This window comes from Dietzia sp. PP-33 (assembly GCF_033790845.1).
In the GTDB taxonomy this organism is placed as follows: Bacteria; Actinomycetota; Actinomycetes; order Mycobacteriales; family Mycobacteriaceae; genus Dietzia.
Genome location: NZ_JAMYEI010000001.1, coordinates 819,158 through 840,468, shown reverse-complemented (window position 1 = coordinate 840,468; position 21,311 = coordinate 819,158). Strand labels below are relative to the sequence as shown.

Below are 21,311 nucleotides of genomic sequence, written 5' to 3'. Positions count from 1 at the left end.
CCGCACGGGGTGGCTCTCTCGAACACCAGTGACGTGACCGGCACTGGCGAGATGTTCCCGCTGTCCGATCGTGCCATAGCCACTATCCGCCCTGTTAAACGCCCCAGAACGGCGCGGCAAGCGGGTGGGTTCCGGGGGTAGGCCAGGTACACCTGTGCCCATTGACTGTGTTGGCCTTGCGGTTTCGTCGTCTTTAGATGCGTGGTCACACCGCCAGGGACAGTTCACTGAGTCCTGTACTATTCAGTGCATGCTGACTGTTGCTTCGCGTCAAGGTGTGATGAACCGACTCGGTCGTGCGATGGCCGACCCGACTCGTTCTCGAATTCTCATGAGGCTGCTGGATGGGCCCGTGTATCCCGCCGAGATTGCCCAGGAGCTGGGGTTGACGCGTTCAAATGTGTCGAATCATCTCGCCTGTCTCAGGGATTGCGGGATCGTCGTGGTTGAACTCGAGGGTCGGCAGAATCGGTACGAGATCGTCGATGCCCATCTGGCACGTGCGTTGAACGCCTTGGTCGAGACGACTCTTGCCGTTGACGAGAACGCGCCCTGTCTGGACATGCAGTGTCCGGTCGAGGGTTGCTGCAGTTCGGAAGGGGGTCGGCGGTGACAACGTCCGCGTGTGGTTGTGAGCCGGCCGGGCCAGTGGCCGGCCCTGACGAGTCCGCTTCGTGGTGGCGCAACGGTGCCGTCCTCATCCCGGTGTTCTCTGGCCTGACGCTCCTGCTGGGTGTGATCCTCGAGTGGCTCGCCAACGGCCCCGGGGCGGAGACTGCAGCGGCGTGGCTGTTCTGGACCGCTCTCCTTCTGGGCGCCTCGCAGTTTGTTCCAGGCGCGGTGCGGGGTCTGCTCGTCCGGGGTCGGTTGAGTATCGGGCTGCTGATGACGATCAGCGCCGCCGGTGCGGTCGGGCTCGGGTTCATCGAGGAGGCCGCCGCTCTGGCCTTCTTGTACTCCATCGTCGAGGCGCTGGAGGATCGGGCGATGGACAAGGCCCGCTCGGGCTTGCGGGCCCTGTTGGCGCTGATTCCCTCCAGTGCCACCGTCCTCGGCGCCACCGGGGGCACCCGCACCGTGCCCGTTGAGTCTCTGGAACGCGGCGATGTGCTGCGTCTGGTCGCCGGCGAACGTTTGGCCACCGACGGGATCGTTCGTGTCGGGCAGAGCAGCCTGGATGTCTCGGCGATCACGGGTGAATCCATTCCCGTCGAGGTCGGGCCCGGTGACGCGGTGTTGGCCGGCTCGATCAACACCTCCGGCGTCCTGGAGGTCGAGGCCACCGCCGCAGGGACAGACAATTCCTTGACCACAGTGGTCGAACTGGTTGAGCAGGCACAGACAGAGAAGGGGGAGCGGGCACGTATCGCCGACCGCCTGGCCCGCCCGCTGGTGCCGGGTGTTCTCATCCTGGCTGCTCTGGTCGCCCTGATCGGCTCGATCTTCGGAGATTCCGGACTGTGGATCGAGCGAGCACTGGTGGTACTGGTCGCCGCTTCGCCGTGCGCACTGGCGATCTCGGTGCCGATTACGGTCGTCTCCGCGATCGGTGCGGCCAGCAAGTTCGGGGTGATCATCAAATCCGGTGCCGCGTTCGAGCGCATGGGCTACCTCCGGCATGTGGCAGTGGACAAGACCGGCACCTTGACCCGAAACCAGCCCACCGTCACGCAGGTCCTCACCACTGGCAACGCTGCCCAGGACGAGGTCCTGAGCTGGGCGGCCGCTCTGGAAACCCACAGCACCCACCCGCTGGCCGCAGCGATCACCGCCGCAGCTACCGAGGTCCCCGCCGCATCGGCGGTCACCGAGTCCGCGGGCGCGGGAATCGCCGGCCTTATCGATGGCGCGCACATCGCCGTCGGCAGCCCGCGCTGGCTCGACCCAGGTCCTCTGGCAGATCACGTTCACGCGATGGAGGCCCGCGGCATCACCGTGGTGGTCGTCCACCGCGACGACCACCCGGTCGGGGCCATCGGGGTGCGCGACGAGCTGCGTCCAGAGGCCGGCGAGGCCATGACGTCGCTGGCGTCGAGGGGTATGGGCGTGACGATGCTTACCGGCGACAACGCCCGCACCGCTGATGCACTGGCCGTCGAGGCGGGGATCACCGACGTGCGTGCCGAGCTGCGTCCGCAGGACAAGGCGCAGGCAATCGCCGAGTTGCGTGCCGACGGCCGGGGGCCAGTGGCGATGATCGGCGACGGTGTCAACGACGCCCCCGCGCTCGCCTCGGCGGACATCGGAATCGCCATGGGGGCCACCGGCTCCGACGCAGCGGTCGAGTCGGCGGATGTCGCATTCACCGGCGATGACTTGCGACTGATCCCGCGCGCCATAGACCACGCCCGCCGCGGTCGTCGCGTCATCAATCAGAACATCATCCTGTCCTTGGCGATCATCATCGTTCTGCTTCCACTGGCGATCACCGGAATTCTGGGACTCGCAGCGGTCGTCCTGGTCCACGAGGTCGCCGAAGTCTTCGTGATACTCAATGGCCTGCGTGCCGCACGCACCAGGCAGCTCGAGCGACCCTCGAGCCCAAGAACTGCCGACCGCGACGACAGCCGGCACATGCACCAGCTGGCACCGCTCCCTCATTGACACTGTGCCCGCGTGCCCCGCACCGCACACCGCCGGAAAAAAACGACGGCAACCATCACAACACTCGGTATCGACCGGACGGCCTTGCGCTGCGCCCCGGCATCGACGGGAGGGCATCAGCTGCCAGGCACGACTGAGCAAGAACAATGCGTACACCGATGGCCGAGACCCACCCGAACTTATCGACGGTTCGTGCTAACATCGCTCTATGGCGATCAATTATGGGGTGCCCGATTCAGTGACGTTCGAGGATCGAAACACCTATGCAGCGTTGTTCCATGCTCTGGCAGAACCAACTCGACTGGCGTTGTTGGAGCATCTGGTCAGTGGTGAGCATCGGGTTCGGGATCTGGTCGATCACATGCATCTGGCACAGTCCACGGTGAGCAAGCACCTGGCTTGCCTGCGGGATTGCGGGTTAGTCAGAATGCGGATCGAGGGGCGCTCCTCGTGGTTCTCGCTGGCTGAGCCGGCCCGGCTGGCGGACCTGGTGGAAGCCGCCGATGCGCTGTTGAGTGCGTCCGGGGTGTCGCCGTCGCTGCGCGATCACCAGGACCACCCCGACCTTGACCTCGGGCAGGAGTGAGTCGAGATGGGGCATAGCCACGGTCACGACCATGGAAGTACTTCTCCCCAGGCCGATCGCGGGACGCGTCGTCGGCTGCTGATCGCGTTCTGCATCACCGCGATCATCGTGGTGGCCCAAGCGGTGGGCAGCGTGGTCACTGGCAGTCTCGCGTTGTTGACCGACACCGCTCATGCATTGGCTGATGCGTCGGGATTGTTGGTTGCGGTCATAGCCGCGACGATGATGCTGCGTCCACCGAGCAGTAAACGGACCTGGGGATTCGCCCGGATCGAAGTCATCGCCGCACTAGGGCAAGCTGTCCTGCTGATCGTCGTCGGTAGCTATGCCGCGATCGAAGGCGTCCGCAGACTCTTCGAGCCGGCGGACGTGCCCGGTACCGAACTGCTGGTGTTCGGCGTGATCGGCCTGATCGCCAATATCGCCGCCATTGTGGTGCTGGCCTCCAGGCGAGGCGACAACTTCAACATGCGGGCGGCATTTCTGGAGGTGCTCAACGACGCTTTGGGGTCGGTGGGGGTGATCGTTGCGGCGATCGTCATCAACACCACCGGTTTCCAGCGAGCCGACACCATTGCCGCGCTGTTCATCGCCGCCTTGATCATCCCGCGCGCGTTCACGCTTCTGCGGCAGACGGTTCGGGTGCTGATGGAGTACGCGCCTACGGGGCTCGATCTGGATGAGGTTCGGGATCACATACTGGAGCTGGACCATGTTCGGGACGTGCACGACTTGCACGCATCCATGATTGGGACCGGCCTGCCGGTCATCTCCGCGCATGTCGTGATCGATGATCAGTGCTTCGAATCCGGTCACGCCCCGCAGATCCTGGAGGAGATCCTCACCTGCGTCAAGGAGCATTTCCCCGTCTCCATTGACCATGCCACCATTCAACTGGAGACTGCCGCCGTGCGTGACCGTGAATCTCCCGCAGTCCGACACGCTTGACCCGCTACGAGCCGGAGATGAACGGTTCACATTTCTGCACGATGGGTAGTGCGGGTCCGGCCAGCGGACTTGCTCGGCGCGGCGGCAGGAAAGGGATCGGCGGGCGCGGAGACGGCCACCAATGCGGGTGAAGGTACGACCCTGAAGGCCTCGGCAGGCTGGCCGACCCACGCGATCACCGCCCGAACCCGAGACTGTCTGATCAGCTGAGGCCCGGAGTCCGAGAGAGCGGCGGCCGAGTGGGCGCATGCGAGCAGGCCCGGTAGTCCGCCGGCAGGTGGACGGCCCGCATGAAACGTCGCCGGTCACGGGGGTGCGCAGAGCAGGCGCGAATCGGACCCCGGGATACCCGCTTCCTACGATAGGGATCATGTCGCCGTCGTCGAAGGCACCCTCGTCCAAAGCTTCCGCCACCGCCAGACCGCTGCGTACCCGCGGTGTGGTGCCGGTCGTGGTGCTGCTCGCGGTCGTGGCGGCAGGTGTGGTGGTCCCGCTCTCGCGAATGTCCACGGACCTGGCACTCGAGCTCCTCGGCGTCCCGAACCCGGGCCTGCTCACCACCGCCGGGCTCCCGGCGGTCCGCGCGATCGCCGAGCTGCTGGCATCGGTGGCGGTGGGAATGGCGCTGTTCGCCGCGTTCTTCACCCCGCCGCAGAAAGACAAGACCCTCGACGTGGACGGCTACCGCGCACAGCAGATCTCCTCGTGGATCAACATCGCGTGGGCGATCGCGGCGGCCCTGCTCATCCCGCTGACCCTGTCGGATGTGTCCGGGCGCACGCTCTGGCAGTCCCTGCCGCCGGACCAGTGGATCGTGGCGATCACTCAGATCGAGGTGGCGTCCTCGTGGCGCTGGGCCGCGATCATTGCACTGGTCGCCGGGATCGGGCAGCGGCTCACCGTGAGCTGGCGCTGGTCGGTCATCTGGCTGGGGGTCACGGTGCTCTCGCTCCTGCCCGTTGCCGCGACGGGCCACGCCTCGGGCGGCACCGCCCACGACATCGCCGCCAACTCGCTGATTATCCACCTGTTCGCTGCCGCGTTCTACGTCGGTGGGCTCGTCGCGGTGATCGCCCACGCGATGCGTGGCGGGGGCCGGGTAGCGCTTTCATTGCGCCGCTATTCGGTGGTGGCCACGGTGGCGATCGTCGCGCTCGGGCTGACCGGGATCATCAACGGGCTGGTCCGTCTGCACCCCGCCGACCTGTTGTCTTCGACCTACGGGCTGCTGATTGTGGCCAAAGCGTTGTGCCTGGCACTGTTGGCGGTGTTCGGGCTGGCGGTGCGCCGGCGCATCATCAACCGCATCGAGGGAACGTCGGCCAACGCCCCGGTGGACCGCGGCACGCTGCTGCGCATCGGACTGGTCGAAACGGTGATCATGGCGGGCACCCTGGGTCTGTCGGTCTCGCTCGGCCGCACCCCGCCCCCGGCACCGCTCTATGTGCCCACCCGGCAGGAGTCGCTGCTGGGTTTTGAGTTGCCGGGGCCGTTCTCCTTCGAGACGGTGTTCGGTCTGTGGCGCTTCGACCTGGTGCTGGGTCTGGCCTCGGTGATCCTGCTCGGGCTCTACGTGTGGGGGCTGATCACCCTGCGCCGACGCGGCGACTCCTGGCCGGTGGGACGAACCGTGGCGTGGGTGCTCGGGTGCGTGCTGCTGTTCCTGACCACCAGCTCCGGTATGGGGATGTACATGATGGCCGACTTCTCCAGCCACATGGTCGGGCACATGCTCATCTCGATGCTCGTTCCGGTCCTGCTCGCCCTAGGCGGGCCGCTGACACTGGCACTGCGGGCGCTCCCGGCGGCGGGCCGCGGCAACCCGCCGGGACCACGCGAGTGGATCGTGGAGTTCATCAACAACCCGCTCTCCCGATTCCTCACCCACCCGATCGTCGCCTCGGTGCAGTTCGTGGCCGGGTTCTACCTGATCTACTTCGGAGGGTTCTACGAGACGCTGGCCTCCGAGCACCTGGGCCACATGTTCATGAACGTGCACTTCCTCATCAGCGGCTACCTGTTCTACTGGGTGATCATCGGCGTGGACGCGGCGCCGCGGCACTTCTCGCCCTTCTACAAGCTCATGGTGCTGCTCGGTTCGCTACCGTTCCACGCCTTCTTCGGCATCGTGCTCATGAACTACAAGACCGTGCTGGCCGAGAGCTGGTACTCGGGGATCGGGCTGCCCTGGGTCCCGGATCTGCTGCAGAGCCAGCAGGTCGGCGGCGGGGTGGCGTGGGCGGCGGGGGAGATCCCGCTGTTCATCGTCATGCTCGCCCTGGCCTGGCAGTGGTTCCAGACGGACATGCGTGAGGCGCGGAGGGGGGAGCGGCAGGCCGAGCGGGACGACGACGCCGAGCTCAAGGCCTATAACGACATGCTCCGCGAGATGTCCCAGACCGACCGGAAGTAGGGGACAAGCGGACCCTCGTCGTCGAGGATGGTTCCCTCACACCCCCTTGTTCGTCCCCCAGGCACGTCGGCGATAGGAGCGAGCCCATGAACGAGATGGCCGCCCGCCGCAACATCCCCAACCCCACCAACCGGCGGGTGCGACAACCCGGTGGTCTCCACCTCAGTGGCGAGCAACCCCGCTACCAGGACCACGACACCGATCACGGCGAGGGGAAACAGAGAATGGGCGACGAACTGAGTCACAGCGCACGTAATCAGGCCGAGTTCACACGCTCGCACTGGCGGGCGATGCGAGAATTCGTGCTCGTCGGCCTCACCGCCATCATCGCGGGCGGCCTTGTCGCCGCGGTCACCGGTCCCACCGGTTTCGATGAGGGTTCCTGGGTGGCGGCCTACCTGGTGCTAGTTGCGGGGGTGGCCCAGGTAGGGCTGGGCGTCGGACAGGCACTGCTTACTGGCGGCACACTGTTCGGTCGCCTGCGTGTTGTCCAGCTTCTCGCCTACAACTTGGCCAACAGTGCGGTACTCGGTGGCACCCTGACCGGCTCCGTGATCGTGGTGGCCGCGGGCGGTGTGCTGTTGCTGATATCGCTCACGTTGTTCCTGGCCACTGTGCGTCACGCGCGCCCGCGTACGTGGTATCTCGTGCTCTACCGGATTGTCATTGCCAGCCTCGCAGTGAGTGTGCCGGTGGGCGTCGTCTTGTCAGTTGTTCGTCACAGTTAGAAGCCCAGTGTGGGGGAGCCAGGGCCTTGTCGGCCAGCCTGCGCCGTCAGAGTTCCGGCGTCATAGGGCGCTGCTGCTTGACCCCGAGTTGACCATGATGCCCCGTTCTGCCAGCCATGCCGACGGATCGACAGCCCGCGAGCCGCCGTCGGCCCATACCTCGAAGTGCACGTGTGGGCCGGTGGAGAAGCCGCGGTTGCCCATCACGCCGATTTGCTGACCAGCGACGACAGTGTCACCGACCTGAACTGTATTGCTCTCATTGTGGCCGTAGACGGTCATGAAGCCGTCCGGCGACATGATCCGAATCCAGATGCCGAAACCGGAGGCCGGGCCTGAATCGATGACGATTCCATCGGTCGCGGCGAACAGCGGCGTGCCGATGGCGTTGGCGACATCGAGACCCGAATGGGACGTGCCCCATCGGGGGCCGAAGGAGGACGTTGAGATGCCCACTGCCGGGAGGGCCACAATGGGACGCCGCGCCTGCTCCTCGGCAAGCTCACGCTCGTAGCTGAGTTCGGTGCCCCTCTGCAGACTGCCGACGAAACCCGCGGCGGTGGGTCCCGGCTCGCCTGACACGTTCGCGTCATCGGAGGTGAGGGGGAGTGGAGCCGAGGGGGTCGCGGCTTGGGCATCTTTGGAGTGTGCGTCATCGGTGCTACCGGCCGGGGGCTCGTCGGTCGCGAGAAGAACGATCCGCTGATCACTGACGGGAGCCGCTGCCGCAATAGAGGCACCCGCGGCCAGGGCCACGACCGCGGCGATACTGCGGTGGTTGTTCGGTGAAACCCGGCGATGGGCTCCGCGGCGGCGCCGCGGGGGGCTGGTCGACTGAGAGGCGTGCTTCGGTCCTGCTCGCTTCTCCACTGCTACCGAATCCCGTCGTCGTCTAACCGTAATCGTTTCGTGACCTGACCCCGGTTAAAGGTAGTGGCTGACCAACCGGGTCGCAAGGCAGATGCACGGCCGAGACGACCGTCACAGAGAGGACCAGTGAGGTGACAGCTCCGCCAGGGTTAGGCGCTGGCTGAGCTTCCGAGGTGGAGACGACTTCTCCCCGACCGGGAGTCGATCTGGGCGCACTGGGGCTGGCGATGATCACGAATTACGCGCTGAGGGGTGACACGATCGATACCGAGTTGTTATATTGGGTCGTGTTGCCGACGAAATCGGTCACCCGCATCGCATAGACGTCGCGGGAACACATCACCCCGAACGATGGAGACAGCCCCATGATCGACTCCACCCGGACCGTGACCGTCGCAGAGCTCACCGAGCGTTTGGGCGTGCGCAGCGCGACTTTGGCCGGCGGCCGCCATCGTGTGGCCAGCGAAACCGCGACGGTGTCGCGGTTTGTTGGTAGCGCCGTCGTCGGCGTAGCCCTCTCGGGCGGCCTTGGTCTGGCTTTCGCGCCAGCCGCCGCCGCTCAACCCGTCGCGATCAATCATGCCCAGGTCGTCGAGGCGATCCAGGCCGCGGCCGAGCAGTTCGGCATCGACCCCGCCGAGATCCAAAGGATTGGGGACCAGTTCGGCGTGGCCCCAAGTGAGGTCCGGCAGTACGCCGCCGGGCTCGGGCTCGGTTCCCTCGGCGACAGCGCCGGTAGCCCGCAGATCGGTGGTGCGCATGCCCCTACCGCGGGCGCGATCACCTCGGGGTTCGGCTCGCGTTGGGGCAGCTTCCATAACGGCACCGACTTTGGAGCGCCCATTGGTACGCCGCTCTACGCCGCCAAGAGCGGCGTTGTCGAAGCCGCTGGCCCCGCCGCCGGGTACGGCATCTGGATCCGCATCCGCACAGATGACGGCGAACTGCTGGAATATGGCCACAACGACCAGAACTACGTCAGCGTCGGCCAGCGGGTCAACGCCGGTGAAGTGATCGGAACCGTCGGCAACCGCGGAGACTCCACCGGCCCCCACCTGCACTTTCGCGTACAGACCGCCGCCGGTCAGTGGGTCGACCCGGTGCCGTGGCTCGCGGCCCAAGGAGTCCTCGTCTAGCACCGTCCACTTCGGGCGTGCCGACCGCCTCCCCGCGGGGGAGCGCGTGCTGGTGTTCGCCAATTTCCGGGCCGGCGTTGCAACCCCGCGCGGTAGTGCATTTCTTCGGGGAATCCCCGACTTACTAGATCTCAAACAAGCCCCTGCAGGTCACGGCGTTGCGCCCACTCCGAAATGACTCCAGAACCGGAGAATTCTCCGGAACGCTGGCAGGAGTGGTTCCTGGTTTCCGGCCGCGTGCGCGACGTGGAAGCGTGTCCCGGCTGGGAGCGAAAACCGGGGTTCCGCGGACCGTCTTGATATCGCGGTCATTGAGCTGAGTCGTACGGGATTCGATCAGCAGGCCGGTGACCGGACCAGATGCTTACCGCCTCCACCGGCGGCGTCGAGTTGGTTGCGGTGCTCCTCACGCAGATGCTGCCGGGCTCGCTCGTGCTGCAGGAGTTGTGGGCCGACGGGACTCCGTACGCGCCGGGCGTGCGGTACCTCAACGGGCTACCCGGTACGTCGAGGTCGTCCTGCCGTACACGTCGGGCCTGGCCCCCGGTTCGATGGCGACCAACGTGGTGGTCCAGGACGGCTGCGAGCAGAACCTCTCCGAGCACGTTGCCGTGGCCGATCCCCGCGCCCCCGACTACGTCCTGAACGCTCTCGACCCCGGCAACCCGCGTCAGCCGCGGTGCGAGGCGAGCGCCCCGATTCACGATCCGCGGGAATCTTCCTCCCGATGTTCACCCCACCGCGAAAGGCCGGGGTCTTTGTCAATTTGCTTTTGGCCCCGTTTCGCGAGTGGTCAGGATCTGACGAAGGCCCGCCACGAAGTACACGACGAGCACGATCAGCATGATCCCGCTGACGATTACCGCAGCAGGCCGCTCTGCATCTCCGGCGAACAACGCGCCGAGGTCGGCAAGCGGCATGAGAGATCCCAGTGCCCCGAGCACGGCGATGACGAGCGCTGCGATCATCACCCCTCGGCTGGCGTTCGGGACGCGGCTCGCGATGAACGCCGCGATGAGCAGCAGCACACCGATAAACGCCGGTATCAGCGAGGTGGCACTCTCCATCCCGGTGGTGAAGTAGGCGATGAGTCCGGTGGCGGTGAGGATGCCGCCCGTCCACGTGGTCAATGCGATCATTGCTGATCTCCTAGGTCGGTATCTGATTGCAGCTAGGCTGGCACGCCCGTTGCTCTGCGAGCAGTCATCGGCTCCAACGACGCCTAATCAGGCTACGGTCCCGGACGCTGCTGGGGGCGAGACTCCAGGGCGCTCTTCAAGTGTCCCATTCGGTCATGAGTCCCGCGTTTCTGCTTGGGGGGTTAGGTGACACGGGCAGAGTCGACACGAATTGCTAGACCTCAACATGCCCGTGCAGGGCACAGCGTTGCGAACACCCCGGAATGGCTTCAGAACCACCGAATTCTGCGGAACGCCGGTCAACCGGAAGGTGCTGGCGGCCCAGTAGGTAGGCGCCCAGCGCAGCCACGCCGGGCCCGTAACACACCGGGGCTCTGGCCTCGGCCGGGAACGCAGCGGTAGTCACTACTCCGCATGAACATGCGCGCCGCTGGGCGCGGTGCTCGATGGCGAGCATGTTCGATCGGCGGGAGGTCGAAAACCTGACGACGCTGATCACGGACCACCAGGGCACCGGACAGGTCGTAAATGAGGTGCGCGCCCCCCGGTCAGCCCAGTTTTCCGACAGGCCCGTGCAGCCGGCTCCCGTCGCCGTGGTGATGCGCAGGGTGATCGGACAGCCGGCACGATTACTGTTTGGCAGGTGAAACGGTTCTCTCGCATGCTCAAGCCGGGATGGTTGATCACCCTTCTGTTCATCAGCCTCTTCGCCTACCTGTGCTTCACGATGCTTGCCCCCTGGCAGTTGAACAAGTACGAGGATCTCAAGGCACGCAATGCCAGCTCGTTGAGAGCAGCGTGGCAGGGCCGGTTCCGTTGGACGAAGTGATCCGGCGGGAGGGATCTCTCGGTGATTCCGAGTGGCATCTGGTTACTGCGCGCGGAAGTTACCTGCCCATGGAGGATGTCCTGTTGCGGATGCAGTCCGTCGACGGTGAACTCGTGTACCAGGCACTTCGTGCATTCCGCACCGACAGTGGTGACTCCCTGCTCGTCAACCGCGGATGGGTCCGCGTCGGCGACGACAACGCGGTCCCGGACTTCCCGTCCGCGCCGACGGGCCAGCTGACCATCATCGCCCGCCTCAGGATCCCGATGGATGCTCCCGCCCAACCCATCGTTCTGCACGATTGGAACATGGTGCGCAACATCGACCCCCCCGTCATCGGGGACCTCCTCGGCACCGACTTGTCGCCCTATTATCTCCAGCTCGCCGGTGGGCAGCCCGGGTCTTTGGAACCGATGCCAGTGCCGTCCACCGAGTCGGGTCCGTACTTGTCGTACGGCCTGCAGTGGATGGCCTTCGGGGTCCTCGCTCCCATCGGCCTGGGCTACTTCGTGTGGAGCGAGATACGTCAGCGCCGTCGTCTGGACGACGAGGACAACGATGCCGCCGCGGCGCGGCCACGCAAGGGCGGGAACCGGGCAGCAGGTCCCGGGCAGGACACCACAGCGTCGCAGGCCCCGTCGGGCCCTCCCGCGGCCACGGTTGGAGACGATGGTCCATCGGACGAGGCCGCGGACTCAGACCGGCTCGTAGCGGCGGCCATGCGTGATCGCTACGGTGACCGGTTCGCATCCGAGTATCGACGCAGCTCGCGTGGAGGCAACCGCGCCTGATCGTCTGCGACAGCAGTCGATAGCTGTACGAGGAGTTGGACAGCGGGCGGGGGACCGGGTCCGAGAGCCATCCGGCGTGCGCTGCTTTGATCTGGGAGCGCCTGCGCAGACTGCGGTGTGCCGCCCCCGAGTGAGCCGAGGACTGACTCGCGGAACGCGATCTGCTGTTCGGCGAGCGTTTCTAGACGAGGGTGGTCCAGTAGTCCCAGAAGCGGTGCGTGATGAGCAGCAGGACAAGTAGGTACCAGGCGGTAAGTATCGCGCCCCGGTATTCGGTAACTACGGCGATGAGGCGCGCAAGACCCGCCGAATCGCTGCGGCGTAGTGGCTGAAGATTGCACAGGGTGCAGTACCAGAAGATCGGTATGGTCACCGCCCAGACGATCATGCAGTACGGGCACAGGGCACCGATGCTGTACAAGCTTTGGTAGATGAGCCAGTGGATGAACACCACCGCGAAGGTGACGCCTACTTGGATGCTGGCCCACAGCCAGCGCTGAAATGCTCCCCCCGCCAGGAGCGCAGCACCCAGGGCCGTGGTGGCGGCGAATCCGGCGATGCCGATGATCGGATTGGGGATGCCAAAGGCCTCGGCCTGCGCGGTGGTCATCACCGACCCGCAGGACAGGACAGGGTTGATGCTGCAGGACGGGACGTAGCCCGGGTTCTCGATCAGCGCGATCTTCTCCACCAGCAGCACTACCGCCGCGACCAGGCCGATGAGCCCACCAACGATCAGCACCACCGCGAGCCTGCGGTGGGGGTACTGATCCGGGCCGGCGTTGGTGGAGTGTGCGACCGGGGTGGCTGAGCTATTCGAGGGCAGCATTGATGCTGTTCTCGAGATCGGTGACGCTGGTCGGCTCGAGGCGCTCCCCGTCCAGGAAGAAGGTCGGCGTGCCACTGACCCCGAGGCTCTGACCGTCCTGCTTGCTCTGCTCGATGCGCTCGAGGGTGGCCGGGTCGTTGTATGCGCTCTCGAAGCGCTCCATATCTAACCCCAGTTCCTCGGCATAGCCGAAAAATGTGTCCATTTGCGGGGTTTGTTGGTGGCCCCACTGCTCGGGAGTGTCAAACAACTTGCGGTACATGGCCTCGAACCGGCCTTGCTCGGCGGCGGCCTCGGCGGCCAGGGCCGCCGCCATAGAGTTGTCGTGCAGGGGCATGTGGCGCACCACGAACGTCACCCGGTCTCCGTACTGCTCGCGGAGGTCCTCAATTGTCGGATAGAGCGCGATGCAGGCTTCGCATTCGAAATCGAGGAACTCAACGAAGACGGCGTCACCGCCCTCAGACAGTCGGGGACTGTCCTCGCGAACCAACACGGCGGTATCCGGGCTGTCGTTGGTGGCAGTCTGCTCGGAACCGGAGTCGTTCCGGGCAGCCAGTAACGCCACCACCAGGACGACCAGAGCAGCCGTGATCAGCGCTAGCGAAAGTTTCAGGCTTCTACTCAACAGGTTGTCCGCTTCCCGACTCGTGCGTGCCCTGACGTGACGTGACAACTGGATGATAATCGGACAGCCGTAGCGTCAGCGTGAGGCGGGGTGACCGGTGCGCGATCGACCCACGAAACAACGGCAGCCCAGACCCAAACGAGCGGGGCGGTGACCGTAACCCTCGGCGGTTGAGGTGGTTATCCCTCCAGTGCGCTCTCGCCGACGTAGCCGCCCTCGTGGCACCCGGGTGGGATCGCGAAAACGGCGGAGCCGATCGGAACCGTCCAGGTGTTGAGCATGTCCTGCTCTGCCAGTCGCTGCTGGATCGGCACGAACTGGCGAACCGGGTCGGCCTGGTAGGAAGCGAACAACAGACCAGAATTGCTGATCTGGCCGGGATCCGGGACATCGTCATAGTTGTACGGTCGCCGCAGGATCGTCTCGGCCCGGATCCGTGGCCGAGCCCGGGCGATGTGTGACTCGGTGGGAATGACGGTCAACCCGGTTGTGTTCCGCAGTACCGGTCAGTGGCGCGCCCGAGTCGAGTTTCCGTCCGATCGTGAGCTCACGGGAGCTCCGTTCGATCTCCTCCCAGGTGTCCATCGTCATTCGGATACGGCGCAGCACCAGAGAGGTGCCACCCCGCATCCATCGCCGATCGGCGCCATCGGAGTACAGCAACTGGTCGTAGTCGGCATCGGCCGGCAAGGGATTGGCGGTGCCGTCAATCTGCCCGAAGAGGTTGCGTTGTGTCTGCCCGGACGGGTCGGTGCCCACGGCACGACGGAACCCTCGCTGCGCCCACCGCTGAATGACCGCGTCGCCGAACACCCGAGGACAAAATCCGGGCCGAGTGTGCGACGGTGAGCGGGTCGTCGGCACAGATCTGCAGCAGCAGATCGCCACCCGACCACCGGTCCTCGAGCCGGTCGATCTGCGGGAAGTCCGGTAGCTGCTGCAACCACTCCGGGGTGCGGTCACTAAGACCGACTTTGCCGAGCAGCTCCGGGCCGAAACCGATGGTCACCGTCAACCGGGACGGACCTTCAGCCAACTCGTGTTGCAGGTCGGCAAGACCTCCGCGCCCCTGCGTGAGCCGGGCCGCGTCCTGGGTCCAGGCTCGCAGTACACCGATGAGGTCGGTACGACGAACACCCTCTCGCAAACCGAATGCCACATACGCCGCATGCGCCTGCGGCGCCGTAGTGATACCGACTGGCGGTCACCATGAAAGGGCTCGGTGGCCGCGCCGACGGCCCGAGAGCCGGCGAACGCCTCGCGATCAAGGGTCCGCGCGGTGGCGGTTCGCCCACCAACGCCCCACCCCGCCGCGCCTCCGGCGACGGCGGCCCACCGGTCAGAGCCGCGCCGCCGACCAGGAAGGATCTGCGATTCAACGCCGAGCGGTATTTTTTGTCGCCCATGCCCCGTCACTCCTCGCCCTGGTATTGCTCCGTGCCCCCCTCGACCGACCGAGCCGAGGCGACGATCTCGCTCGTGTCACCGTTCTCCAATGTGAGGGTCACGGTGACTTCCTGACCCGTTCGGATCGATTCGTGCACGCCCATCAGCATGATGTGGTTCCCGCCAGGCTCGAACACAAGCTCTCCGCCCGCCGGGATGACAAAACCGCCCTCCCGCTTGCGCATCATCGAACTACCCGAGGTCCCCGAGGCGGTCTCGTTCAACTCGGCCTCACCGGCGACCACGGAGGAGCGGGCTCGCGATCTGCGGGTATGCAGGGGGATAGCCCACTGCCGGTCAGCCGCTGTGAGGCATCTGCCGCAGAATCTTGGTGTAACTCGGACTCGTCGTCGCGGTAGGCACGCAGCTCCACAGGGCCAACGCTGCTGCGGCCTACTCAGTTGCCATGAGGTCCCCTTGTTTGCCGGGTCGCAGCTTCGGGCGTCTCCAAGACGTCGGTCCTGTCGCGGCCGGTGAGGGTGGCCACGATCAGCACCACGGCGCCACCGGTGATGAAGACATCGGCGAGGTTGAAGGTAGGGAACCAACCGGTGTGTAGGTAGTCAGTCACCAGCCCGTCGGTGGCGCGATCGATGAAGTTGGCCACAGCTCCGCCCAGGATCAGGGCAAGTGCCAGTCGTACTATGCGCGTTGCGGAGCGGGTGGCCCGCCAGGTGAAGATCGCCAGGGCGCCGATGATGAGGCCAGTGATGGCGAGAACGACGCCGGCGGGGAGGCCAGCGCCGAGGCTGAACGCCACCCCGGAGTTGAAGCCCAGGCGCAGCTGCATTAGTCCTAGGTCCACCGTATGGCCGTCGGCCAGTGCTCCGCCCGCCCAAGTTTTAACTCCGAGGTCCGCCGCGACCAGCAGCGTGACCGAGACGACCAGAGCAGTTCGCGCCCGGGCGCCTTGTTCGCCTTGGTGGGGTGGTTCAGTAGCGGGATTAACGTCCTTTGGCATGACGTCATCCTCCTCGACTCGAAACCGGAGGCGGCAGGAACCTCGATCGCGGCCAACCAAGCCCCCTCATGTGGAGGCGGTGGTCAGGCGCAGCAGGAGGTGGGTAGTTCGGTGTGGAAGGTGCCTGCGACCAGGCGCAGGGCTTCGGAGGTGGTCAGATAGGGGGCCCAGGTGTCGGCAATCTGGCGGGTGGTCATCCCGGCTGTGATGGCGTAGGTCGCGGCGAGCATGATTTCTCCGGCGTGGTCTCCGATGGCGCTGAGTCCGAGGATTCTCCCGGTTTCTGTTTCGGCGACCATCTTGATCGCCCCGCGGGTGTCCTGGTCGACTAAGGCGCGCGGCAGGTCCTCGAAGCTCATCACTCGGGTTTGGCACCGGTGCCCGGCGGCCCGGGCTGCGGCCTCGGTGAGCCCGGCGGTGGCTAGTTGGGGGCGGGAGAAGATCACCGCCGGCAGTCCGGTGTAATCGACGACCTCGGCTGGGGCCTGCGGATCGGACTGCAGGGCGTTGGTGGCGGCGGATTTCCCGGTGGCGGCGGCGACGTAGACGTACTGGGGTGCCGTGGTGGCGTCTCCGGCGGCGAAGACCCGCCGGTTGGTGGTGCGCTGATGCTTATCGACGAGGATGAATCCGTCCGGGTCGGTGGTGATGCCTGCGGCTGGCAGGTTGAGGCGAGCTGTGGAGGCGCGACGCCCGGTGGCCACCAAGAGGTGCTCAGCGCAGAGGTTTCGGCCCGACGCTGTGCGCACCCTGACTTGTGCGTGCTGCCGGTCGACAGAGGTGGCGTGCTCTTCGACTACCGTGATCCCGTCTTGGGCCAGGGCCTGGCGCAGGATGGCGACCATCTCCGGTTCGGCGGCCGGGGTGATCCTGCCGATGATGGTCACCCGGGTGCCCAGATGGGCGAAGAGCTGGGCCTGTTCGATACCGACATAGCCGCCGCCGATGACGATCATGGACTCGGGCAGTTCAGTCAATTCCATGGCTGTGGTTGAGGTGAGATGCTCCACCTCGCCCAGCCCGGCTACATCCTTCGGTCGTGCCGGTTCTGCTCCGGTGGCCAGCACCACCGATCCGGCCGCCACCGGATCCCCATCGATGACCAGAGTGTCGGGATCGAGGAAGGATGCCTCCCCGCGGCGGACTTCGAAGCCATGGGCGTCCGCGACGTCGGCGTACTTGGTCCCTCGCAGCTGGGTGATCAGCTGGTCCTTTTGTCTGACCAGCGCTCCCAGATCAACGTCCCGGGCGAGGGTGGGGGCCCCGGGGAAGGGATTGGTCAGTGCGGCCTGGCGGGTGCCAGCAGCGGCCAGAAGTGCCTTGGACGGGACGCACCCGATGTTCACGCAGGTGCCGCCGATGGTGCCGCGCTCGATCACCAGCACCGTCCTGCCGGCCTGCCGAGCGGTGATAGCGGCCGCCATGGCTGCCCCGCCGGAGCCCACCACCGCCAAGTCGAATTCGAAACCCGGTTCCATCAGATGGCCCCTCTCTTTCTTCTCTCATTAGGATGGGCCTTCCAGCACACTGGAAGGTCAAACCAGGCGGTCTCGAAGGAGCGGTAGATTCAATGAGGATCGGCGAATTGGCTGCCGCGGCGGGCACCTCTCCGAAAACCCTTCGCTTTTACGAATCGGTGGGCCTGTTCCCGCCCCCACGCCGAACCCTCAACGGTTACCGTGACTACCCTGAGAACGCGATCTACCGGCTCGATTTCATCCGGCGGGGCCAGAGTGCGGGACTGTCGCTGGTCCGCATTGGTGAGATCCTCCGGATTCGCGATGCCGGGCAGGCACCTTGCGCTCACGTCGACACGCTCCTGGCGACCCGCCTGGACGAGATCGACCAGCAGATCGCCGACCTCTTGCAGCTGCGTCAGACAGTGGCAGACCTGCAGTCCGCCAGCCGCACAGTGGACCCTGCGACCTGCCAGGCCGAGACGATCTGCCGCTACCTCTGACTGGCGGTGCTGTGGTCCATGCGGGACGTAACACCCCCCGCCGGTCGGTGGCCGCGACCCGGCGGGGGGTGTTGATGCGGGCAGTCGGGGTTGTCAGGTGAGTCTCATGGTGGTCAGGCAGGTGAGGTCCTGGTCTCCGGTGGCGATCGGAACAGTGGCCGATTTGCCGTCGTAGTCGATGGTGAGTACGCCGGTGACGTCCCGGGGGAGCCAGAGTCCGAGGAAGCCGTTGTCATAGGTGGTGCGTGGTTCATCGATGAGGATGTCTCCGGTGGCGGTATCGGTGACGGTGACGTGCATCTCTTCAGTAGCTATCTCGCCGAGGCAGGTGGTCAGGCTGTGGAATTGGCAGGGGTGGGTGCTGGTGTCGTAGGGCGCCACTGCCAGATAGAACTGGTCATCTGGCATCGGAATTGTTGCGAGGCTCTCATCGCCACTGGTCAAGACCAGTTCGTTCGGCTGCACCGAGGCGATCAGATCGTCAGGCCTATCAGCGACCGGCATGGCGTCGAGTTTCTCGATGATCTGGGTCGCATCGAGACCGGCGAGGCCGTAGGACTCCAACGAGGTGACGGGTGGTTCTGTCGAAGCGCTCTCGGACGGTCCGGTCGAGCAGCCGGCGAGAGTCAACGCGGCGGCAGCAAGGAAAGCGGACGTGACTCGTCGCCGCGAGTGGTGTCTGGTGTTCATCGTGTTTATCCTCGCTCCATCGCTCTTGTGACGGATTCTGGACGCAGGTCGAGGCGGCGCAGCAGTTGGGCGTTGAGAGCGACAACGACTGTTGAGAGCGACATGAGGATGGCGCCGACGCTCATGGGCAGCACGAATCCAACCGGAGCCAACACTCCAGCGGCGAGAGGCACGGCGGCGAGGTTGTAGCCGGCGGCCCACCACAGGTTCTGTTTCATCTTGCGGTAGCTCGCGCGGGAGAGTTCGATGACCGAGAGCACCGAGCGCGGGTCCGATGAGGCCAGGATGACTCCTGCGGAGCCGATCGCTACGTCGGTTCCGGCGCCGATGGCGATGCCGACGTCGGCTTGGGCGAGCGCGGGAGCGTCGTTGACCCCGTCGCCGACCATGGCGACCTTTCGGCCCTCGTGCTGGAGCTGGGCGACCTTGGCGGCCTTGTCCTCGGGCCGGACCCCGGCGAAGACCCGGTCGATGCCGAGCTCGGCGGCGACGGTGTCGGCCACGGCCTGAGCATCGCCGGTGATCATGACGACCTGCGCGCCCGCAGCGTGGAGCGCGTCGACGGCGTCACGGGACTCTGGCCGGATCTCGTCGGCCAGCCGCAGCGCGCCGATCACCCGGCCCTCGGTGAGGATGTGCAGGATGATCGCGCCCTCGGCGCGCCACTGGTCGGCGACGGGGAGTTCGTCGCGTCCGTGCTGGTCAAGCAGGTACGGGCCGCCGACCTCGACCACGGTGCCGTCCACAGTGGCCGTCACGCCCACAGCTGGCGAGGAGGAGAAGTCGGTCGCCTTCGACACGGCCAGTTCGCGGGCGCGTGCGGCCCCGACGACGGCTCTGGCGAGCGGGTGCTCGCTGTCGCTCTCGGCGGCAGCAGCCAGGGCAAGCACCTCGTTCTCGGTGTGCCCATCTGTCGGTTCGATTCCGGTGACGGTGGGTTCGCCCTTGGTCAGGGTGCCGGTCTTGTCGAACAGCACGGAGTTCACCGTTCGCATCGATTCCAGCGCGAGGCGGTCCTTGATCAGCACGCCGCCGCGGGCGGCGCGTTCGGTGGCGATCGAGACCACCAGCGGGATCGCCAAACCCAGCGCGTGCGGGCAGGCGATCACCAGCACGGTGATCGTGCGAACCACCGCCGCCTCCGGCAACCCCAGGACACTCCAGATGACCGCGGTGATCGCAGCCGAACCGAGGGCGAACCAGAACAACCATCCGGCCGCCGTGTCGGCGATCCGCTGGGCACGCGAGGAGGATGCCTGCGCGTCGGCCACCAGCTTCTGAATACCGGCCAGGGCCGTGTCGTCACCGATTGCGGAGACCTCGACGCGCAAGCCGGAATCAGTGGCCACCGTGCCAGCGACCACCTGCTCGCCGATCTCACGCCGGACCGCCTTGGACTCGCCGGTGACCATGGATTCGTCCATGCTGGCCGAGCCGTCGATGATCCGGCCGTCGGCGGGCACGGACGCCCCGGGGCGGACGATCACCACATCACCGACCACCAGGTCGGCCGGAGAGACGATGACGACCTCGTCGCCGTCGACCTTCTCGGCCTCATCAGGCAGCAGCGCCGCCAGAGAATCGAGTGCAGAGGTGGTGTGCGCCAGAGAACGCATCTCAATCCAGTGGCCCAGCAGCATGATGACCACCAGCAGCGCCAGTTCCCACCAGAAGTTCAGCTCATGATCCAACAAGCTCAGGCTTGCGCCCCAGGAGGCGATGAACGCCACGGTGATCGCCAAGCCGATGAGCAGCATCATGCCGGGCTGCCGAGCGCGAACCTCAGACACCGCGCCAGTAAGGAACGGCCGACCACCCCAGAGATAAATCACTGTGCCCAGGGCGGGGGAGACCCACCACACCCATCCGGCGTCGGGCAGCTGGTAACCGATGAGGTCGGCGAACATCTCGTTGAAGCCGACCACCGGCACCGCCAAGACGAGCATGATCCAGAACAAACGTCGGAACTGCCCGACATGGTCTGCGTGCCCGGCATGACCGCCATGGTCTTCATGGCCAGCGTGATGCTGCCCCGCATGGGCGTGGCCCGTCGTCTCCTGGGGCCCGTCCGGGTGATGGTGCTCAGCTACCGCCGTGTCTCGCTCGTTGAGGTGCCCGGCCGCGGCTCCGCCGGATCCGTGACTGTGGGCGTGGTCATGATGATCGTGCGACTGATTCATTTGGTCCCTTCCGTCTTGTCCATTGCCACCTGGTTGGCGTGATCTTCGAGCGGCATGCGTCCGGCAGCTTCGATATGCAGGAGTTTCGAGGGAGTGAAACAGCAAGAACATGATTCCCTGACAGCGGTGAGCCCTAGCGCATGATGTGTTCTAGGGGTCATGGACATCTCTTCCCGTGGGGCCAAGTAGCAGTTGCTCCGGGCCACGAGCCGATACCGCCGCAGGGTATCGAATCGTGCTGACATCTGTGCTCGGCCGACCACGTTCGTGACACCGCCCATCCCAGGATCGCCGTTCCCGTCGGTGATGACGCACGTCCTGGCGTTCTGGGGTCCGGCCGACAGTCAGGATCGTGGGTGAGCCAGCGGATTGTGGTGGAGATTGTGTGAAGGTTTGCTCAAGATGTTCGTCAGGGGAGTGGTTCGGGCTGGCGCCACGATGATGGCGGCTCCCTTCTAGGGCGCTCGGAACGATGGAAGCACCCTCCGCCGCTGCTGGTCTTTCGGGCGCCCAAGGGCGTGGGCCAGGGTGAGCTGCCTTTGGCCCGACTTCGTAGCCACATTGCTCGAACCC

21 protein-coding genes and 1 pseudogene are annotated in these 21,311 nt (G+C 65.7%); 12 read left to right on the top strand and 10 right to left on the bottom strand.

Annotated elements, in window-relative coordinates; all coding sequences use genetic code 11:
* The first annotated feature begins 250 nt into the window (after positions 1-250).
* The 6 genes from cmtR (at position 251) to NJE57_RS04020 (ending at position 7,279) form a co-directional block, all read left to right on the top strand.
* Entirely contained in the window at positions 251-613 is a 363-nt protein-coding gene (cmtR, locus tag NJE57_RS04045) for a Cd(II)/Pb(II)-sensing metalloregulatory transcriptional regulator CmtR (protein ID WP_063973160.1), read from the top strand.
* 35 nt (positions 614-648) lie between these two features.
* Positions 649-2,604: a heavy metal translocating P-type ATPase gene (locus tag NJE57_RS04040; protein WP_017838576.1), complete on the top strand. Its 1,956-nt coding sequence runs from the start codon at positions 649-651 to the stop codon at positions 2,602-2,604.
* 208 nt (positions 2,605-2,812) lie between these two features.
* Positions 2,813-3,190 (top strand): ArsR/SmtB family transcription factor, encoded by a 378-nt coding sequence (locus tag NJE57_RS04035; RefSeq protein ID WP_042330374.1) that lies wholly within the window; start codon positions 2,813-2,815, stop codon positions 3,188-3,190.
* 6 nt (positions 3,191-3,196) lie between these two features.
* A complete protein-coding gene (locus NJE57_RS04030; protein WP_017838579.1) occupies positions 3,197-4,138 on the top strand; it encodes a cation diffusion facilitator family transporter in 942 nt (313 codons plus the stop codon).
* 370 nt (positions 4,139-4,508) lie between these two features.
* The gene (locus tag NJE57_RS04025) at positions 4,509-6,551 is read left to right on the top strand and encodes a cytochrome c oxidase assembly protein (protein ID WP_063973161.1); all 2,043 of its coding nucleotides are present in this window, start codon (positions 4,509-4,511) and stop codon (positions 6,549-6,551) included.
* Positions 6,552-6,637: 86 nt separating this feature from the next.
* A complete protein-coding gene (locus NJE57_RS04020; RefSeq protein ID WP_017838581.1) occupies positions 6,638-7,279 on the top strand; it encodes a hypothetical protein in 642 nt (213 codons plus the stop codon).
* A gap of 60 nt (positions 7,280-7,339) precedes the next feature.
* On the opposite strand, the gene NJE57_RS04015 is transcribed toward NJE57_RS04020, so the two are convergent.
* On the bottom strand, positions 7,340-7,861 hold the full coding sequence (locus NJE57_RS04015) for a M23 family metallopeptidase (protein WP_319027011.1): 522 nt from the start codon (positions 7,859-7,861) through the stop codon (positions 7,340-7,342).
* Positions 7,862-8,514: 653 nt separating this feature from the next.
* Here NJE57_RS04015 and NJE57_RS04010 point away from each other — a divergent pair.
* Positions 8,515-9,285, top strand: coding sequence for a M23 family metallopeptidase (locus tag NJE57_RS04010; protein ID WP_069389212.1), 771 nt, complete (start codon positions 8,515-8,517; stop codon positions 9,283-9,285).
* A 761-nt stretch (positions 9,286-10,046) separates the two neighbouring features.
* Here NJE57_RS04010 and NJE57_RS04000 read toward each other — a convergent pair.
* Positions 10,047-10,424: a hypothetical protein gene (locus tag NJE57_RS04000; protein ID WP_017838585.1), complete on the bottom strand. Its 378-nt coding sequence runs from the start codon at positions 10,422-10,424 to the stop codon at positions 10,047-10,049.
* Positions 10,425-10,870: 446 nt separating this feature from the next.
* Here NJE57_RS04000 and NJE57_RS03995 point away from each other — a divergent pair, with 446 nt between their 5' ends.
* Genes NJE57_RS03995 through NJE57_RS03985 form a run of 3 tightly spaced genes read left to right on the top strand, consistent with a single transcriptional unit; the run spans position 10,871 to position 12,044 of the window.
* Positions 10,871-11,071 (top strand): hypothetical protein, encoded by a 201-nt coding sequence (locus tag NJE57_RS03995; RefSeq protein ID WP_017838586.1) that lies wholly within the window; start codon positions 10,871-10,873, stop codon positions 11,069-11,071.
* Positions 11,068-11,253 (top strand): hypothetical protein, encoded by a 186-nt coding sequence (locus NJE57_RS03990; protein WP_172812155.1) that lies wholly within the window; start codon positions 11,068-11,070, stop codon positions 11,251-11,253. Before NJE57_RS03995 ends, NJE57_RS03990 begins: the two co-directional genes overlap by 4 nt.
* A complete protein-coding gene (locus NJE57_RS03985) occupies positions 11,223-12,044 on the top strand; it encodes an SURF1 family protein (RefSeq protein WP_182642091.1) in 822 nt (273 codons plus the stop codon). The genes NJE57_RS03990 and NJE57_RS03985 overlap by 31 nt, the downstream gene beginning before the upstream one ends.
* Positions 12,045-12,225: 181 nt before the next feature.
* Here NJE57_RS03985 and NJE57_RS03980 read toward each other — a convergent pair whose 3' ends face one another.
* The 6 genes and pseudogenes from NJE57_RS03980 to NJE57_RS03945 form a co-directional block, all read right to left on the bottom strand.
* The gene (locus tag NJE57_RS03980) at positions 12,226-12,873 is read right to left on the bottom strand and encodes a vitamin K epoxide reductase family protein (RefSeq protein WP_017838588.1); all 648 of its coding nucleotides are present in this window, start codon (positions 12,871-12,873) and stop codon (positions 12,226-12,228) included.
* Positions 12,857-13,501, bottom strand: a complete 645-nt coding sequence (locus NJE57_RS03975) for a DsbA family protein (RefSeq protein WP_319027010.1) — start codon at positions 13,499-13,501, stop codon at positions 12,857-12,859. The genes NJE57_RS03980 and NJE57_RS03975 overlap by 17 nt, the downstream gene beginning before the upstream one ends.
* Positions 13,502-13,680: 179 nt before the next feature.
* Positions 13,681-14,907 (bottom strand): annotated as a pseudogene (locus tag NJE57_RS19975) (Dyp-type peroxidase).
* A 6-nt stretch (positions 14,908-14,913) separates the two neighbouring features.
* Positions 14,914-15,192, bottom strand: a complete 279-nt coding sequence (locus NJE57_RS03955) for a copper chaperone PCu(A)C (protein ID WP_319027005.1) — start codon at positions 15,190-15,192, stop codon at positions 14,914-14,916.
* A 152-nt stretch (positions 15,193-15,344) separates the two neighbouring features.
* Entirely contained in the window at positions 15,345-15,908 is a 564-nt protein-coding gene (gene lspA / locus NJE57_RS03950; RefSeq protein WP_082904555.1) for a signal peptidase II, read from the bottom strand.
* Positions 15,909-15,991: 83 nt separating this feature from the next.
* Complete coding sequence (locus NJE57_RS03945) at positions 15,992-17,386, bottom strand: dihydrolipoyl dehydrogenase family protein (protein WP_319027003.1); 1,395 nt, start codon at positions 17,384-17,386, stop codon at positions 15,992-15,994.
* Between the two features lie 92 nt (positions 17,387-17,478).
* Between NJE57_RS03945 and NJE57_RS03940 the strand changes: the two genes are divergently transcribed.
* Positions 17,479-17,868 carry a heavy metal-responsive transcriptional regulator gene (locus NJE57_RS03940; protein WP_063973410.1) on the top strand — a complete coding sequence of 130 codons (390 nt, stop codon included), beginning with the start codon at positions 17,479-17,481 and terminating at the stop codon, positions 17,866-17,868.
* A 93-nt stretch (positions 17,869-17,961) separates the two neighbouring features.
* Here NJE57_RS03940 and NJE57_RS03935 read toward each other — a convergent pair whose 3' ends face one another.
* Together NJE57_RS03935 and NJE57_RS03930 are read right to left on the bottom strand one after the other, a co-directional pair.
* Complete coding sequence (locus NJE57_RS03935) at positions 17,962-18,558, bottom strand: CueP family metal-binding protein (protein ID WP_319027002.1); 597 nt, start codon at positions 18,556-18,558, stop codon at positions 17,962-17,964.
* Positions 18,559-18,563: 5 nt separating this feature from the next.
* Positions 18,564-20,504 (bottom strand): heavy metal translocating P-type ATPase, encoded by a 1,941-nt coding sequence (locus NJE57_RS03930; RefSeq protein ID WP_319027001.1) that lies wholly within the window; start codon positions 20,502-20,504, stop codon positions 18,564-18,566.
* A 48-nt stretch (positions 20,505-20,552) separates the two neighbouring features.
* On the opposite strand from NJE57_RS03930, the gene NJE57_RS03925 reads away from it, so the two are divergent.
* On the top strand, positions 20,553-20,780 hold the full coding sequence (locus NJE57_RS03925) for a hypothetical protein (protein ID WP_241737405.1): 228 nt from the start codon (positions 20,553-20,555) through the stop codon (positions 20,778-20,780).
* Positions 20,781-21,311: the final 531 nt, after the last annotated feature.

Bases quoted from the DNA above. Each gene is read 5' to 3' on its own strand.
- cmtR (WP_063973160.1), top strand. From the start codon at position 251: ATGCTGACTGTTGCTTCGCGTCAAGGTGTGATGAACCGACTCGGTCGT.
- NJE57_RS04035 (WP_042330374.1), top strand. From the start codon at position 2,813: ATGGCGATCAATTATGGGGTGCCCGATTCAGTGACGTTCGAGGATCGA.
- NJE57_RS04030 (WP_017838579.1), top strand. From the start codon at position 3,197: ATGGGGCATAGCCACGGTCACGACCATGGAAGTACTTCTCCCCAGGCC.
- NJE57_RS04025 (WP_063973161.1), top strand. From the start codon at position 4,509: ATGTCGCCGTCGTCGAAGGCACCCTCGTCCAAAGCTTCCGCCACCGCC.
- NJE57_RS04020 (WP_017838581.1), top strand. From the start codon at position 6,638: ATGAACGAGATGGCCGCCCGCCGCAACATCCCCAACCCCACCAACCGG.
- NJE57_RS04010 (WP_069389212.1), top strand. From the start codon at position 8,515: ATGATCGACTCCACCCGGACCGTGACCGTCGCAGAGCTCACCGAGCGT.
- NJE57_RS04000 (WP_017838585.1), bottom strand. From the start codon at position 10,424: ATGATCGCATTGACCACGTGGACGGGCGGCATCCTCACCGCCACCGGA.
- NJE57_RS03995 (WP_017838586.1), top strand. From the start codon at position 10,871: ATGGCGAGCATGTTCGATCGGCGGGAGGTCGAAAACCTGACGACGCTG.
- NJE57_RS03980 (WP_017838588.1), bottom strand. From the start codon at position 12,873: ATGCTGCCCTCGAATAGCTCAGCCACCCCGGTCGCACACTCCACCAAC.
- lspA (WP_082904555.1), bottom strand. From the start codon at position 15,908: ATGCCAAAGGACGTTAATCCCGCTACTGAACCACCCCACCAAGGCGAA.
- NJE57_RS03945 (WP_319027003.1), bottom strand. From the start codon at position 17,386: ATGGAACCGGGTTTCGAATTCGACTTGGCGGTGGTGGGCTCCGGCGGG.
- NJE57_RS03940 (WP_063973410.1), top strand. From the start codon at position 17,479: ATGAGGATCGGCGAATTGGCTGCCGCGGCGGGCACCTCTCCGAAAACC.
- NJE57_RS03935 (WP_319027002.1), bottom strand. From the start codon at position 18,558: ATGAACACCAGACACCACTCGCGGCGACGAGTCACGTCCGCTTTCCTT.
- NJE57_RS03930 (WP_319027001.1), bottom strand. From the start codon at position 20,504: ATGCTCGTCTTGGCGGTGCCGGTGGTCGGCTTCAACGAGATGTTCGCC.
- NJE57_RS03925 (WP_241737405.1), top strand. From the start codon at position 20,553: ATGACCGCCATGGTCTTCATGGCCAGCGTGATGCTGCCCCGCATGGGC.